The sequence below is a fragment of the Caballeronia arvi genome (genome assembly GCF_001544695.2).
Taxonomy (GTDB): domain Bacteria; phylum Pseudomonadota; class Gammaproteobacteria; order Burkholderiales; family Burkholderiaceae; genus Caballeronia; species Caballeronia arvi.
Map to the genome: position 1 here is coordinate 1 of NZ_FCOM02000040.1, position 15,507 is coordinate 15,507.

Sequence of the window (15,507 nt, forward strand, 5' to 3'; positions counted from 1 at the left end):
CTCCCGGACGAACCATTCGTCCGGAAGTGTTACCCATGTCCTGGAACAGGTGTTACCCATGTCTCCGGTCTATACACAGCAGCAAAGAAAGTGACTGCCGCCCCGCATAGGGGCGAAGCAAATAAACCGACGCGAAAGCAGGTTTTCATAGAAGCGCAAAGCCAAATGACCCGACTAACCCGCCCCATCGACGGACAAGACCAGGAAGCCGAATGGCTAGAACCCGACGCCAGCGGCGGCTTCGCTTCCGGCACGGTCGGCACAACGCGCACGCGTCGCTACCACGCGCTGCTGCTCACAGCGACCCAACCGCCCGCCGGCCGCGTCGTACTCGTCAACGGCATCGGAGCCTGGCTCGACATGAACGGCACACGCTTCCCTCTGACGATGCAGCGCTACGCCCCCGACGTGCTCTATCCCGACACCTCCGCGAGTCTGCTCTCCTTCGACACCGATCCGTGGCCCACCTGGCGCTATCAAATCGATGACAACACGACCGTGATCGCGGAAACGTTCGTCGCGAAGGAAACCCGCGAGACCGTGCTGCGCTGGCGCATCGAGAACGCATCGAACACCCTCGCAAAACTCGAAGTGCGTCCGCTCCTGTCGGGCCGCGACTACCACGCGCTGCATCACGAAAATCCCGCATTTTCCTTCGACGCCACGCTCGAAGGCGAACGCGTGCAATGGCAACCCTACGGCGATCTGCCCACGATCTGCGCGACATCGAACGGCGCCTACGCACACGCGCCCGACTGGTACCGCAACTTCTGCTACGTGCGCGAACGCGAGCGCGGTCTCGATTTCATCGAAGACCTCGCGGCGCCCGGCGTCTTCACCTTCGATCTTTCCCACGACGAAGCGGTGTTGATCCTGCACGCACACTCCGGTCACGAGAAGCCGTTCGAAGACAGTGCAAAAGAACACGCAGCGCGTCTCGCGTCGCGGGAAACGGAACGCCGCGCGGCGCTCGGCTCGCGGCTCGCGCGCAGCGCCGATGCGTACGTCGTCACGCGCAACGTCGGCAAAACGATCATCGCGGGCTTTCCGTGGTTCACCGACTGGGGTCGCGACACCTTCATCTCGATGCGCGGCCTGCTGCTCGCGTCGGGCCGGCATCAGGAAGCGGAATCGATCCTGCTCGAATGGGCCGACACGATCTCCGAAGGCATGGTGCCGAACCGCTTCCCCGACAGCGGCGGCCTGCCGGAATACAACTCCGTCGATGCCTCGCTGTGGTTCGTCGTCGCCGTGCACGACTATCTGGCGACGGGGCACGCGCACGCCGCGACCACGAGCCGGCTGCAACGCGCCGCCGACGCGATCCTCGACGGCTATTCGCGCGGCACGCGCTTCAACATCGCCGCCGATACGGACGGCCTGCTGCGCGCGGGCGTTCCCGGCGTGCAACTGACGTGGATGGACGCGAAAGCGGGCGACTGGGTCGTCACGCCGCGCATCGGCAAGCCGGTCGAGATTCAGGCGCTGTGGATCAACGCGCTGTCCATCGCGAGCGCATGGAATCCGCGCTGGCAGGCGTTGTGCGATCAGGCGCGCGCATCGTTCACGGCGCGCTTCGTCGATCCGGATACGCACACGCTCTTCGACGTGATCGACGCCGATCACGCGCCCGGCAAGATCGATCACGCCATCCGGCCGAATCAGATCTTCGCGGTCGGCGGATTGCCGTTTCCGCTCGTCGATGGCGAGATCGCGCGCGCCGTCGTCGAACAGGTCGAAACGCAGCTTCTGACGCCGCTCGGGCTGCGCACGCTCGCGCCGTCCGATCCGGCCTACAAGGCGCACTATGCGGGCGGCGTGCTCGACCGCGACGGCGCGTATCACGAAGGCACCGTGTGGCCGTGGCTGATCGGCCCGTTCGTCGAGGCGTGGGTGCGCGTGCACGGCGCAGCGGGCGCACGCGAGCGTTTTCTGACGCCGCTGTATGCGCATCTGGATCGCTACGGCCTCGATCACATCAGCGAAGTCGCCGATGCCGACGCGCCTTACACGCCCGGCGGCACGCCGTTCCAGGCGTGGTCGCTCGCGGAGTTGATGCGCATCGAAAAGCTGCTCGGCGGGACTTGAGCGCGCGGCGCGCGTGCCGACATCAAACGCGCTAAATTACGAGTCTTGCCCGCCGGCCTGCACGCCGCCAACGAGGAGAGCCTCATGCCGAAATCGCGCCCCGTCAATCAGATCGATACCGTCGAAGGCTCGCGGCTGCATTCGAAGGAATGCTCGCGCTGGCAGCGCTGGGGACCGTATCTGAGCGAGCGTCAATGGGGTACGGTGCGCGAGGATTACAGCGAATTCGGCACCGCGTGGGAATACCTTCCACACGATCATGCGCGCAGCCGCGCGTATCGATGGGGCGAGGACGGTATTGCCGGCTTCGGCGACGACAAGCTCAACTGGTGCATCTCGCTCGCGCTCTGGAACGGCTGCGATCCGATCATCAAGGAGCGGCTCTTCGGTCTGACGAACCAGGAAGGCAATCACGGCGAGGACGTCAAGGAACTCTACTTCTACATCGACGGCACGCCGACGCATTCCTACATGCGCATGCTCTACAAGTATCCGCATGCGGCGTTTCCGTACGCCGATCTCGTCGATGAAAACGCGCGCCGTGGCGCCGACATGCCCGAGTACGAAGTGCTCGACACCGGCGTGTTCGACGACGAGCGCTACTTCGACGTGCAGGTCGAATACGCGAAGCACACCGCCGACGACATCCTGATGCGCGTGACGATCGAGAATCGCGGCAACGTCGCCGCACCGATCGACGTGCTGCCGCAGATCTGGGCGCGCAACACGTGGTCGTGGAAGGCGGCGCCGGTCAAGCCGTCGCTGAAGATCGAGACGGTGGCGGGCGAAGGCACGTATGTGCTCGCGCAACAGGGCAGCCACGAGCCGATGGTCGTCACCGCATGGTCGCCGGATGGCGCGAACATCGAATGGCTGTTCTGCGAAAACGAGACCAACGTTCGGCGACTCTTTCGCATGGAAGGCGCGGGACCGTTCAAGGACGGCTTCAACGATTACCTCCTGAATCACGACGAAGACGCGATCCGCCGCGACACCGGCACGCGCGCGGCGGCGCACGCGCATCTCGAACTCAAGGCGCACGGCAAGGCCGTGGTGTATCTGCGCTGGCGGCCGGAATCCGCGCCGGACGCCGTACCGCTCGATGCCGATGCGCTCTTCGCGCGCCGGCTCGCGGAAGCGGACGAGTTCTACGGCGCGCTGCAACACGACATCGCCGATGCCGATCAGCGGCTCGTCCAGCGACAGGCGCTCGCGGGCATGCTGTGGTCGAAGCAGTACTACCAGTTCGACGTCACGCGCTGGCTCGACGGCGATCCGCTCCAGCCGAAGCCGCCGAAACAGCGGCGCGCCGGGCGCAACGCGGACTGGCGGCATCTGTGCAACGCGGACATCGTATCGATGCCGGACAAGTGGGAGTATCCGTGGTACGCGTCGTGGGATCTCGCGTTCCATGCGGCCGCGTTCGCGCTGATCGATCCCGAGTTCGCGAAGCGGCAGTTGCTATTGCTCGTGAAGGACCGCTATCAGCATCCGAATGGCCAGTTGCCCGCCTACGAATGGGCGTTCAGCGATGCGAACCCGCCCGTGCACGCATGGGCGACATGGCGCGTCTACGAGATCGACCGGGCGATCACCGGCCATGGCGATCGCGATTTTCTGGAACTCGTGTTCCACAAGCTGCTGCTGAATTTTTCGTGGTGGGTGAACCGCAAGGACGCCGACGGCAAGAACATCTTTCAGGGCGGCTTTCTCGGGCTGGACAACGTCGGCATCTTCGATCGCTCGTCGCCGCTTCCGACAGGCGGTCACATCGATCAGGCCGATGGCACCGCATGGATGGCCGCGTATGCGCTCGACCTGATGCGTATCGCGCTGGAGCTCGCGTATGCGAACAAGGTGTTCGTCGATATCGCGGTGAAGTTCTTCGAGCACTTTCTGTATATCGCGGAAGCGGTCAGCTGCGAGGACAACTGCGACACGGGACTCTGGGACAGCGAAGACGAATTCTTCTACGACAAGCTGCGCCTGCCGGACGGCTCCAACGTGCCGATGCGCATCCGCTCCATCGTCGGGCTCATTCCGCTCTTCGCCGTGCATGTGCTGGAACCGAAGGTGTACCGCTCGCTGCCGGAACTGCGCGAGCGCCTGCACTGGTTCCTGGAGCATCGCACCGATCTCGCGCGGCTCGTGTCGCGCTGGAACGTGTCGGGGCAGGGCAACAGCGTCCTGTTGTCGCTGTTGCGCGGACACCGCATGAAGGCGCTGCTGAAGCGCATGCTCGACGAAACCGAATTCCTCTCCGATCACGGCGTGCGCGCGCTCTCGCGCGTGCATCTCGATAACCCGTTCGTCTTCTATCACAACAGCGAGAGCTTCAGCATCCGTTACCTGCCGGCCGAATCGGACTCACGCGTGTTCGGCGGCAATTCGAACTGGCGCGGCCCGGTGTGGATGCCGGTCAACTATCTGTTGATCGAATCGATTCACGAGTTTCATCGCTATTACGGCGATGATTTCCGCGTCGAGTATCCGACGGGCTCAGGGCAGAAGTTCTCGCTCGCGCAGATCGCCGACGAACTCGCGCGCCGCGTGACGACGCTGTTTCTGCTCGACAAGAACGGCGAGCGGCCCGTGATGGCGGCGTACCCGCTGCTGCAGGCCGATCCGCGCTCGCGCGATCTCGTGCTTTTTCACGAATACTTTCACGGCGACAATGGGCGCGGCGTGGGCGCATCGCATCAGACCGGCTGGAGCGGACTGGTCGCGCTGCTGCTGCAGCCGCATGCGACGGGGCCCTCGGGTGTGGTGCCGCTCGCCGGCGAAGCCGATGCGGACATTCAGGAGTTTGCGGGCGCGAAATAGCGGGCCTTGAAGTTTCGGCGTTTCACTAAAAGTCAACAGTGTTACGCCGAAACTGTAGTTCGGAATAGTCTTGTATTGCTTGTGTCTCCAACTGGGTAAATTTGTGAAACACAAATCCAGAACAGTTTGGAGAACGGAATGAATAATTCCATCAATGCCTATTCCGTGAGCGGTTACCAGTTGCGTATGGGCGTCTTCGGGATTGCCCACTTCGAGAACGAGCAGTGTCCGCCATTCGCATGGGTCATGCTCGTGTTCGCTGCCGCCATGCTGGGCGGCGTGTGGTTCAGCAGTGAATTCAATAGCATCGCTGCCGGGTCGATCGCATGGGTCTTGATTCTCGCCACGCTGGGCGCATTCGTCGATCGCCGGTTCAGCGGCGCGCAGGCGCTCGAACGCCGCATCCGCCGGCTGCAGAGGGCACGTCTGCACGCGCTGTGCGGCATGTCGGCGGATGCGGTCTTCAGGCAGCCGCGGCCTGAAGCGACGACGTCAACAGCACGGGAATGGACTTCGACGTTGGCGTGCCGGCGCCATCCGCGACCGACGACAACGGCACGAGCGGGTTGGTCTCCGGATAGTACGCACCGAGGCAGCCACGCGGAATGTCGTACTCGACCAGCGTAAAGCCGTCCACGCGGCGCACTACACCGTCGTCCCAGACGCTCGTGATGTCCACGAGTTCGCCAGGCTCGAAGCCAAGCATGTCGATGTCCTCGCGGTTCGCGAACAGAACGTGCCGCTGCCCGTACACGCCGCGGTAGCGATCGTCGAGGCCGTAGATCGTTGTGTTGTACTGATCGTGCGAGCGCGTGGTCATGAGCGTCATCAGGCGCTCGCCGTGAAGGGCGCGGGCGCGGTGGATCGGTGTATCGAAGGCGATCTCGTGCACGATGAACTGCGCCTTGCCGCTCGGCGTCTTCCAGACGCGATCGCGCGAGGCCACGCCGAGATGGAAGCCGCCCGGCTGCTTCAGACGCTCGTTGTAGCGCTCGAAGCCGTCGATCACTTTCTCGATGCCGTCGCGAATCAGCGCGTAGTCGTTCGCGTGCGCGCGCCAGTCGACCTTGCCGGAGCCGAGCGCCGCATCCGCCATGCGCGCGACGATCGCCACTTCGGACAGCAGGTTCGGCGACGCCGGCTTGTTCATGCCGTAGGAGATGTGCACCATGCTCATCGAATCCTCGACCGTCACGCCTTGCGGTACGCCGTTTTGCGAGTCGATCTCCGTGCGGCCGAGCGTCGGAAGAATGAGCGCGTCGCGGCCGTGCACGAGATGACTGCGATTGAGCTTGGTCGTGATGTGCACGGTGAGGTCGCACGCGCGCATCGCTTCCCAGGTGCGCGGCGTGTCGGGCGTCGCGATCGAAAAATTGCCGCCGAGCCCGATGAACACCTTCACCTTGCCTTCGAGCATCGCGTGAATCGTTTCGACCACATCGTAGCCGTGCTCGCGCGGCGGCGCGAAGTCGTAGGCCGCGCCGAGCCGGTCGAGAAACGCCTGCGTCGGCTTTTCCTCGATGCCCACCGTGCGGTCGCCCTGCACGTTCGAATGGCCGCGCACCGGGCATAGCCCCGCGCCGCGCCGGCCGATATTGCCGCGCATCATCATCAGGTTCGACAGGAGCTGAATCGTCGGCACCGAATTCTTGTGCTGCGTGAGGCCCATGCCCCATGTTGCGATGACCGCGCGGCCCTTTGCGTAGATATCGGCGAGCTGGAGGATGCCGTCCATGTCCACGCCCGATTCCGCGACGATCGCATCCCAGCTTTCGGCGCGCAGGTCGTCGGCGAACGCGTCGAAGCCGACCGTATGCTCCGCAATGAAGTCGATGTCGAGCACGCGCTCGCCGCCGTTGGCGCGCGCTTCGTCATCCAGTTCGATCACGCGCTTGGCCACACCCTTGATCAAAGCGAAGTCGCCGCCCACCTTGGGGCGGATGAACACCGAACTGATCTTCACGCCCTTCGGCGACAGCATGTCGAGCGCGTGCTGCGGGCTCGCGAAGCGTTCGAGGCCGCGCTCCTTCAGCGGATTGATCGACACGATGGTCGCGCCGCGCTTCGCGCAATCGCGCAATTCGCCGAGCATGCGTGGATGGTTCGTCGCCGGATTCTGGCCGAAGATCAGCAGCGTGTCGGCGTGCTCGAAATCGTCGAGCGTGACCGTGCCCTTGCCGATGCCGACCGTGTGCGGCAAGCCGCGGCTCGTCGCTTCGTGGCACATGTTCGAGCAATCGGGGAAATTGTTGGTGCCGTACATGCGCACGAACAATTGATAGAGAAACGCGGCTTCGTTGCTCGCGCGTCCCGACGTATAGAACGCCGCCTGATTCGGATCGTGCAGCTTCTTCAGATGCCAGGCGATCAGCTCGAACGCCTGCTCCCATTCGATCGGCACATAGCGGTCGCGCTTCGCATCGTAGACGAGCGGATCGGTCAGCCGTCCGTGCTGCTCCAGTTCGTAATCCGTTTGCGTCATCAGCGACGCCACTGTGTTCGCTTCGAAGAACGCGGGCGTGACGCGCTTGCTCGTCGCCTCGGCGGCGACGGCCTTCACGCCGTTCTCGCAGAACTCGAAGGTCGATGCGTGCTCGCGGTCCGGCCATGCGCAGCCGGGGCAATCGAAGCCGTCGGGCTGGTTCTGCCTGAAGAGCGTCCGGTAATTGCCGCCCGCGACTCTCTCCTTGACGAGATTGATGGCGACCTGCTTCAGCGCGCCCCAGCCGGCGGCGGGATGCGTATAGGGCTTGATGCGGGGCTCGATGCGCGGTTCGATGCGGGCTTCAGGCTTCTTCATGGCGATGGTTCAAGGCGGAGCATGCGATGACTCAAGCGTACTGTGTTCCGAATCGAGCGCGGCGCACAGAAAATGCGAAATCGGAGGGATACAGTTGCGACGTTTTGACATAGACTGCGACTCATATCGAGCAGAAAGGAAAACGCGCGTTGAAGCTCTACGAGAAGCTCGCCGATGAAATCGAGGAAGCCGTGCGCCGCGGCGTGTTCGCGCCGGGCGAGAAAATCGCGTCGGTGCGGCAGGCCAGCCAGCGCTACGACGTGAGCATCAAGACCGTGCTGCACGCCTACGCGATCCTGGAAAGCCGCGGCATTCTGGAGACGCGCCCGCAGTCCGGCTACTTCGTGCGTGCGAAGCCGGAAACGCTGAAGGCCGAGCCTAAGCGTCCGGCACGCGCGATGGCCGTCGCGTCGGAGGTCGATGTGAGCCGGCTCGTGCTCTCGACCTTGCGCAGCATCCGCGCGCACGACGCCGTTCCGTTCGGCTCGCCGTATCCCGATCCCGAGCCGTTCCCGTGGCGGCGCATCAACCAGTATGCGAACGCGATCGCGCGGCGGCATGCGACCTGGAATCTCATCGACGATCTGCCGCCGGGCAATCCCGAGCTGATTCGCCAGATCGCGCGGCGCTATGCGGAAAACGGCGTGCCGGTCGACCCGGATGAGATCGTGATCACCGTCGGTGCGACCGAGGCGATCAATCTGAGCCTGCAGGCGGTCGCGAAACCGGGCGACACGGTCGCGGTCGAATCGCCGACCTACTACGCGATGCTGCACGCGATCGAGCGCCTCGGCATGCGCGCGATCGAAGTGCCGACGCATCCGGCGGAGGGCATCGATATCGAAGCGCTCGCGCAGATCATCGCGCGCAGAAAGATCGCCGCGTGCATGGTGATGCCGAACTTTCAGAATCCGCTCGGCTTCCAGATGCCGGACGAGCGCAAGCGCCGGCTCGTCGAGCTGCTGTCGGCGCACGAGATTCCGGTCATCGAAAACGATGTGTATCACGAGCTCTATTACGGCGATGCACGCCCGTCGACGCTCAAGAACTTCGACACGAAAGGGCTCGTGCTGCATTGCGCATCGTTTTCGAAGAGCCTGACGGCGTCGTACCGGATCGGCTGGGCTATGCCCGGGCGGTATCGCGCGCAGGTCGAGAAGCTCAAATTCCTCAATACGCTCACGACGCCGTCCGTGCCGCAGGTCGCGATCGCGGATTATCTGCGTCAGGATGGCTACGACCGGCATTTGCGGCGCGTGCGCAAGCTGTACCGGCAGCAGTCGCGCATCATGAGCGCGATGGTCGAACGGTTCTTCCCGGCGGGCACGCGAATGTCCGTCCCGCAGGGCGGCTACGTGCTGTGGGTCGAGCTGCCGGAGCGCGTCGATTCGATGCGGCTATATCGCGCGGCGCTCGATTGCGGCATCACCATCGGGCCGGGCTATATGTTTTCGACGCGCAATGCGTTCAGCCACTTCATCCGGCTCAACTACAGTTATCCGTGGACATCGCAGAGCGAAGCCGCGTTGCAGCGGCTCGGCGCGCTGGTGAAGGAGTTCTCAAGTGAACGATGACATCGATCCGGCGCTCGTCGCCGTGCTGGCGCAGCTTTGGCGGGCGCACAGCGAGACGCCGGGGCGCGCATGGTCGCTGGCGAAGCTCGCGAAGCAGTCCGACCTGCCGATGAGCGCATTGCGGCGGCAACTGACCGGGCTGGCGGATGGCGGGCTGGCCGAGGTGCAGATGAGCGAGGAAGGCACGGGACACGCGTGGTTGACGGAGGAGGGTGTGGCGCTTAGTCAATCAGTATTCGGCGACAACGCATCGGACGCCAGAAACTGAAACGGAGCGTTTTTGTCAGTTTCGTTGGAGGCTATGGACTTTGATTGAGTTCAACGGATATGCTCGCAAATTCTTTGTATATGAGCAGCGGATATGGCTGCGAGCAGGTATCTAGATGATCAAAGTTGACGGTTACTTCATCAACCTCGACCGGAGTGAGGATCGGCGTGCGTCGATGAACCGGCAACTCGAAGATCTCGGATGCGGCCACTTCATCCGGCGCTTTCCCGCGGTGAACGGCGCGCTGGAAGGGCCGTTCGACAATACCGGCCAGAACGGTGTGTGGGCATGCCGCCGTTCGCACGAGCAGGTCATTCTTCAGGCTGACGAAGCATCCGCGACCGTGATTCTCGAGGACGACGTAGACATCAGCCGCCACTTTCCGGACATCATAAACGAAGGCGTGATCAGCAATATCATCGACAGTACGCCGGAACTCGACATCTTCTTTCTGGATTGCAGTCCGTTCTTCGATCAGATTCCGCTGCTGATCAGGACCACTGAACGTTACATGCGCAATCGGAAGATAGCGGACGCAGCCGAACCGGACCGCCACCAGCTCGACGGCATCGGCTTTCCCGATGCGCGAACGATCTATGCTTTCTGCGCCGCGGGGTATGTGGTCACGCCGAAAGGCAAGGCCAGCTTGCGCCGGCTTTTCGAAGCCACGCAGGAAGCGCACATGCCGATCGATATTCTGTATCGCGACTGGATCGCCTCCGGCGCGCTGAAGGCGAACATCACCGTACCGTTTCTCGTCACGCCAAAATACATGAGCCAGTCGACGATCGAATATGGCGAACTCGATCAGGCGCAGTTGTTGGGCGAGCGGCAGAGTCGTCTGACGGGCGCGATTCGGCGCATGCTGTTCGCGAGCAATCCCGGCATCGTGCAGGACGAAGTCGAACCCCTCCTTTGCGACGCACCCGCTTCGCCGGAGTATCGGCTGACCATGAGAATGTACGAATCCTTGTGGGCAGCCCAGTAAGCGGATCCGGCCTCAGGATACAGACGGAAATACGCATGCTAAGGTAGCCACTCGAAGCGCGGACTTCCGGCAGAACTCCTTGGACATCCACATCACCCTCCACGGCCGCCGCGACCTGACCGGCCAGATCTACGGCCAGTTGCGCGCGGGCATCATCGAAGGGCGGCTCGCGGCGAATGCGCGTCTGCCGTCCACGCGCGATCTCGCCGCGCAACTCGGCGTGTCGCGCAAGACCACGCTCGAAGTCTTCGAGCGCCTGATCGCGGAAGGTTTTCTGCGCACCCGCGCGGGCGACGGCACCTTTGTCGCGGAAGGGCTCACGCGGCTGCCTTCCGCGCTGACCGAACCGGTCTCGTCCCGCGCCCGCGCGAGCGGCATCTGGCGCAAGATGCCCGAGCGCATGGCGATGCCGATGCCGCCCGCCCGCGAAACGCTCGACTGCGACTTCAAGGGCGGCGTGACCGAAAAATCGCTCTTTCCCTACGATGCCTGGCGGCGCTGCCTGAATCAGGCGCTGCGCACGCAGGCTCGCACGAACGGCGGCGTCGCGGGTTATCGCGATCCGGGCGGCGAGCAGGAGCTTCGTCTCGGCATCGCGCGCTATCTCGCATTCAGCCGCGCGGTCGTGTGCAACTGGCAGGACGTGCTCGTGACGCAGGGCGCGCAGCAGGCGCTCGACCTGCTCGCGCGCGTCGTGATCCAGCCGGGCGATGTCGTCGCGGTCGAAGAGCCGGGCTATCCGCCCGCGCGCGCGCTCTTCGCGGCGCTGGGCGCGCGCCTCGCGCATGTGCCGGTGGACGGCGAGGGCATCGTCGTGGAGAAACTGCCGCGCAATACGCGCCTCGTCTACGTGACGCCGTCGCACCAGTTTCCGCTCGGCATGCCGATGAGCCTGGAGCGGCGCATCGAGCTGCTCGAGTGGGCCGCGAAGCGCGGCGCGGTGATCGTCGAGGATGACTACGACGGCGAATTCCGCTTCGAAGGCCGGCCGGTGGAATCGCTGAAGAGTCTGGATCGCGCGGGGCTCGTCGCGTATCTGGGCACGTTCTCGAAGACGCTGTTTCCCGATCTGCGGCTCGGCTACGTGGTGCCGCCCGCGACACTGTCGGAGCCGCTCTGGACCGCGAAGCAGATCTGCGACTGGCACAGTTGCATGCTGACGCAAACGGCGCTCGGCGCATTCATGCTCGATGGCGAATACGCGAAGCATCTGCGCCGCATGCACAAGGCGTACGCGGCGCGGCGCGCGGTGCTGATCGAGCGCTTGCGCGGCGAGCTCGCGCCGTGGTTCGAGCCGCTGCCCGCAACGGCGGGCATCCATCTCGTCGCGCGGCTGAACGGCTCATTGCGTGAAGATGACGTGGTCGCGGCGGCGCGCGAGGCGTCGGTCGGGCTGTACGGCATTGGTGCGTATTACGCGGGCGAGCCTGCGCAGCAAGGCATGCTGTTCGGCTATGGAGCCACGACCGTCGACGCGATCGAGCGTGGCATGACGCGCCTCGCCGCGCTCATGCCGACGCTCAGGCGCTAGCTTCGCGCGTCACTGATCGCACAACAGCAGCAGCTTTTCCTGTGCGCTGCAGCTCTCCTTTTTGGGCTTCTGCGCGGCCGCGTCCTGACGCGTTGCGACCTTGCGCGCCGGATTCTGCGACTGCTCGGCCGCCGCCGTGCGCTGCGCGATGCACGCGCGCAAGTGCTTTTCCATCGGCGGATAGTATTTCCAGCCCTTCGTGAGCGGCGGCAGTTCGAGATGCACCTGCTTCCACTTCGGATGGCCCTGCGCCTGCAGCGTGTCGAAGTTCGCGCACAGCGAATCGGCGAACTTCGACAGCGCGCCGACCGTGCCGCGCAAGCCGTAATCGTAGGTCACGAGGAATGCTTTCACGGTGAGCGTCGGCGTGTCTTCCTGAATCCAGTTCGGATAGCTCGACGTGCGGATCGTCGCGGGGAAGTACGTCTGCTTCGCGCGCGCGGTTTCCTGCGCGCCGGAATCGAGGCGCAGCAGCTTGATCTGCTTCAGCAACTCGGGATTCATGTCCTGAAAGAGCTTCGCGGGCTGCCCCGCGACGATCACCGCGACATCGATCTTGCCGACGATCAGCCGCGCGAGCGAATCCTCGTTGTTGAGATGCTGCTCGTTCGCATCGGCGATCGGCTCGCCGAACATCAGCCGATACAGCGTCTCCGCCGATTGCGCCGTGCCGCTGCCGATCGGCCCGACGCTGATGTTCTTGCCCTTGATCTCGTGGATGTACTTCATCGGCGAATCGGCGCGCGTGACGAAATAAATCTCTTCGTCGTAGAGCGGCATGATGAGCCGCAGCGGCTTGATGATCTTGCCGGCGTCGGCGTTGCCCGAGGTCGCCATGTCCATGTACGCCTGATACACGTCCGATTGCACCAGCGCGAACTTCACGCCGGGTTCGTAGCGCATGCGCTGCACGTTTTCCGCCGATCCTTTCGACGGCAGCACTTCCAGTTCGATGCCCGCCGGCTCCGCCACGTACTTCGACAGGTCCTGACCGATCTGGATATACGTGCCGCGTTCCTGGCCCGTGGTGATCTTGTAGGGAATCGGATCGGCGGCGAAGCTCGATCCCGCGCCGGCCAGCCCGGCGATGGCGAGAAGCGCCAGCGCGCCCCGTGCGGCGTTGCGCATGCATTTCGTGGTGAACATGATTGACCCTTTGATCGGAGTTGGAACGGGTGCTTTTTAAACTCGCGCGATGCGGGTAGTCATTCGCGGCGCGCGCAATCTGCTCATGCACGGTCATTCACATGCGTCTTCACGCGAAGCCGCGTGGCGTGTGTGCCTTCCGTGCCGATGTCTCTGTATGTACTTGTTCTTGCGTCGTTCTTTATTTTTTAACGCGACGGCTTCGGCGACGGTGCGCCGCCGCTCCAGCCGTATTGCTTGATGGCGCGCTCGAGCTCCTCGGTCTTGTCGGAGTCCAGATGCGAGCCCGCCGGCATGGCGGCAAACGGGGGCGACGCCGTTGCGGCGGTTGCCGGCTGCGCGCTGCGCGGCGCGGCGCTCGCCTGCGCGGCGGGCTGGCTGACGACCGGGACGCGCTGCGGCTGAGCGGTGGCTGTCTGGGCGACCGGCTGTGCGCTGGCTGCGGGCGTGCGCGGCACGGCGGCTTGCATCGTCGAGGTGGCAGGCGGCAGCGCGCTGCTCTGGTTCGCGGGTTGAGCCGCGCGCGGCGCGGAGGCGCGCGGAGCCGGCGCGGACGGCTGCGGCGGATCTTCGCCGAGGTAATACGCGCCGCGCGAGTTGGCCGGACGTGTGGTCTGCGCCGGCTCGTCACCGAGATAGTAGGGTGCGCGCGGGTTCGTACTCCGGGCGCTGGCCGCGCCGGAAGGCTGCGCTTCTTCGTCGCCGAGGTAGTAAGGCGCGCGCGCTGCCTGCGTGACGGGCGCCGCGTTGCTCTTCGCCGCCGGCTGCTGCGACGATGGCGCCGCAGCCTGTGCCGATGGCGCCGGCGCTTGCCTGGGCGCCTGCGTGGAAGGCGCGGGCGCCGTCATCGTCGTGGCGACGGTAGGCGGCAGGGGCGGCATGATCGACGCGGTGAGCGCGCTGGTCGCCGCCTGGGCTCGCGCGATCTTCTCCGCCCGCGCGTCTTCCTCGGCCTGGCGTGCGGCAGTGCTGCGTTGCCCCGCGCGGCGCTCCGTTGCAGGTTTCTGCGCAAGGACGTTCGGTTTCGCACCGGGCGCGGCCGCTGCAACGTTTGCCTGAGCGGGAACGGGTGCGGGCGCGGCGGCGCCGGCCCGCGGCGCGGCTGCGGCGGCCGTGTTCGTCGTGTCGCCTGCGGAGGGCGCCGTGCCGGGCATCCTCTTCGCAAGCGCGGCTGCCGCCGTCGGTGCGAGCCAGCCCGCATGCGAGATCACGCGCTCGAGCATCGCTTGCGATTCGATGTTGCTGCCGTCGAGCGCGAGCGCCTCGCCCGCATTCTGCTGCACGCACGCCCAGGCGGAGGTCCGCTCGCAGGCGCGCGCGAGCTGCAACGCGGCGTCGCGCTGCGATTCGCGCTTGACGAGCTCGTCCTTCAGGGATTCGTAGTCCGCGCGCGCCTGTTGCTGCGCCGGCAGGACCCTCATTAGCGCACGGGCGCTCGCGAGATCGTGTTGATCGAGCGCGAAGCGCACGTCCTGCAGCGCATCGCCGGAAGCGGGGGCGCGGGTCATGGTCGGCGCGCGCTGCTCGGTCGTTGCGGGTGCGGCGGGCATATCGGATGTGCCGGTCGCGCCGCGCATCAGTGCGCCGACCTTCGAGTCGATCGCGCCCGAGACGCTGTGTTCGGCGGAAGGCGTGCCGACGTTGTCGGAATCGCCGAGCTGGTAGTAGAACATCGCGCCGAGCACCAAAACGAGGCCGCATCCGCCCGCGATGATCGTCTTCTTCTGGTTCCAGCGCTCGGAGCCGGGCAGGGCGTCCCAATCGTTGCTGGATTCGGCGTAGGCGTTGCGCGCGGATTCCTCGGCACGGCGCGTGCGATATTCCGCCGCTTTCTGGGCGATGCGCTCGCTCGCGCGCTCCGTCCAGCGCGAGCGCATGCCCGGCTCGACGCGTTCGGACCCGCGCTCGGAAGAACTCCCGTGCGCGCCCATCGAGCCTGCGGAATGGGTTGCGGAAGCCGCAGCCGATGCGAGCGGCGCGGCCGCCTCTTCGAACATTTGCGCGCGCGGCTTCTCCGCGCGGGCCTCGCGCTTCTGGCCGAACGCGGCGCTGCGGTCGGCGCCGCAATTGGGGCAACTGTCGGCGTTCTTGCGCACCGTGCTGCCGCACCGCTGGCAGACGACGGAGAACATGGATGCGGGAAACGTCAGACGCGTGGTCATGCTGGAGCCCTCGAAGGACAGGTGCGTGAGCTTGCCGATTTCGCGTGGCCGCAATGCGCGCCGAGTCGCGCGCGTAATCGCAGGGACGCGGTCCCGCGGCAGCAATCCTTCGTATTGTTTCCTCGTT

Annotated in this window: 9 protein-coding genes; 6 read left to right on the forward strand and 3 right to left on the reverse strand. The window is 64.9% G+C overall.

The features are described 5' to 3' along the window. The first annotated feature begins 165 nt into the window (after nt 1-165). Both AWB74_RS30605 and AWB74_RS30610 read left to right on the forward strand, forming a co-directional pair. Nucleotides 166-2,088 carry an amylo-alpha-1,6-glucosidase gene (locus AWB74_RS30605; RefSeq protein ID WP_061150375.1) on the forward strand — a complete coding sequence of 641 codons (1,923 nt, stop codon included), beginning with the start codon at nt 166-168 and terminating at the stop codon, nt 2,086-2,088. A gap of 84 nt (nt 2,089-2,172) precedes the next feature. Further along, a complete protein-coding gene (locus AWB74_RS30610; protein ID WP_061150429.1) occupies nt 2,173-4,911 on the forward strand; it encodes an MGH1-like glycoside hydrolase domain-containing protein in 2,739 nt (912 codons plus the stop codon). 463 nt (nt 4,912-5,374) lie between these two features. Here the strand turns inward: AWB74_RS30610 and AWB74_RS30620 are convergent, their stop codons facing one another. Further along, entirely contained in the window at nt 5,375-7,711 is a 2,337-nt protein-coding gene (locus AWB74_RS30620) for an FdhF/YdeP family oxidoreductase (protein ID WP_061150377.1), read from the reverse strand. Between the two features lie 149 nt (nt 7,712-7,860). On the opposite strand from AWB74_RS30620, the gene AWB74_RS30625 reads away from it, so the two are divergent. The 4 genes from AWB74_RS30625 to pdxR all read left to right on the forward strand — a co-directional run bounded on the left by AWB74_RS30625 (nt 7,861) and on the right by pdxR (nt 12,072). After that, entirely contained in the window at nt 7,861-9,285 is a 1,425-nt protein-coding gene (locus tag AWB74_RS30625) for an aminotransferase-like domain-containing protein (protein ID WP_061150378.1), read from the forward strand. Further along, complete coding sequence (locus AWB74_RS30630) at nt 9,275-9,553, forward strand: helix-turn-helix domain-containing protein (RefSeq protein ID WP_061150379.1); 279 nt, start codon at nt 9,275-9,277, stop codon at nt 9,551-9,553. The genes AWB74_RS30625 and AWB74_RS30630 overlap by 11 nt, the downstream gene beginning before the upstream one ends. A gap of 115 nt (nt 9,554-9,668) precedes the next feature. Next, nucleotides 9,669-10,541, forward strand: coding sequence for a glycosyltransferase family 25 protein (locus AWB74_RS30635; protein ID WP_061150380.1), 873 nt, complete (start codon nt 9,669-9,671; stop codon nt 10,539-10,541). Between the two features lie 79 nt (nt 10,542-10,620). Then, complete coding sequence (pdxR, locus tag AWB74_RS30640; protein ID WP_061150381.1) at nt 10,621-12,072, forward strand: MocR-like pyridoxine biosynthesis transcription factor PdxR; 1,452 nt, start codon at nt 10,621-10,623, stop codon at nt 12,070-12,072. Nucleotides 12,073-12,081: 9 nt separating this feature from the next. Here pdxR and AWB74_RS30645 read toward each other — a convergent pair whose 3' ends face one another. Then, a complete protein-coding gene (locus tag AWB74_RS30645) occupies nt 12,082-13,218 on the reverse strand; it encodes a TAXI family TRAP transporter solute-binding subunit (protein WP_087039300.1) in 1,137 nt (378 codons plus the stop codon). Between the two features lie 188 nt (nt 13,219-13,406). After that, nucleotides 13,407-15,380 carry a zinc ribbon domain-containing protein gene (locus AWB74_RS30650; RefSeq protein ID WP_061150431.1) on the reverse strand — a complete coding sequence of 658 codons (1,974 nt, stop codon included), beginning with the start codon at nt 15,378-15,380 and terminating at the stop codon, nt 13,407-13,409. Between the last annotated feature and the right edge of the window lie 127 nt (nt 15,381-15,507).

Coding starts and splice junctions, on each gene's coding strand:
- AWB74_RS30605 (WP_061150375.1), top strand. CDS start 166: ATGACCCGACTAACCCGCCCCATCGACGGACAAGACCAGGAAGCCGAA.
- AWB74_RS30610 (WP_061150429.1), top strand. CDS start 2,173: ATGCCGAAATCGCGCCCCGTCAATCAGATCGATACCGTCGAAGGCTCG.
- AWB74_RS30620 (WP_061150377.1), bottom strand. CDS start 7,711: ATGAAGAAGCCTGAAGCCCGCATCGAACCGCGCATCGAGCCCCGCATC.
- AWB74_RS30635 (WP_061150380.1), top strand. CDS start 9,669: ATGATCAAAGTTGACGGTTACTTCATCAACCTCGACCGGAGTGAGGAT.
- AWB74_RS30645 (WP_087039300.1), bottom strand. CDS start 13,218: ATGTTCACCACGAAATGCATGCGCAACGCCGCACGGGGCGCGCTGGCG.
- AWB74_RS30650 (WP_061150431.1), bottom strand. CDS start 15,380: ATGACCACGCGTCTGACGTTTCCCGCATCCATGTTCTCCGTCGTCTGC.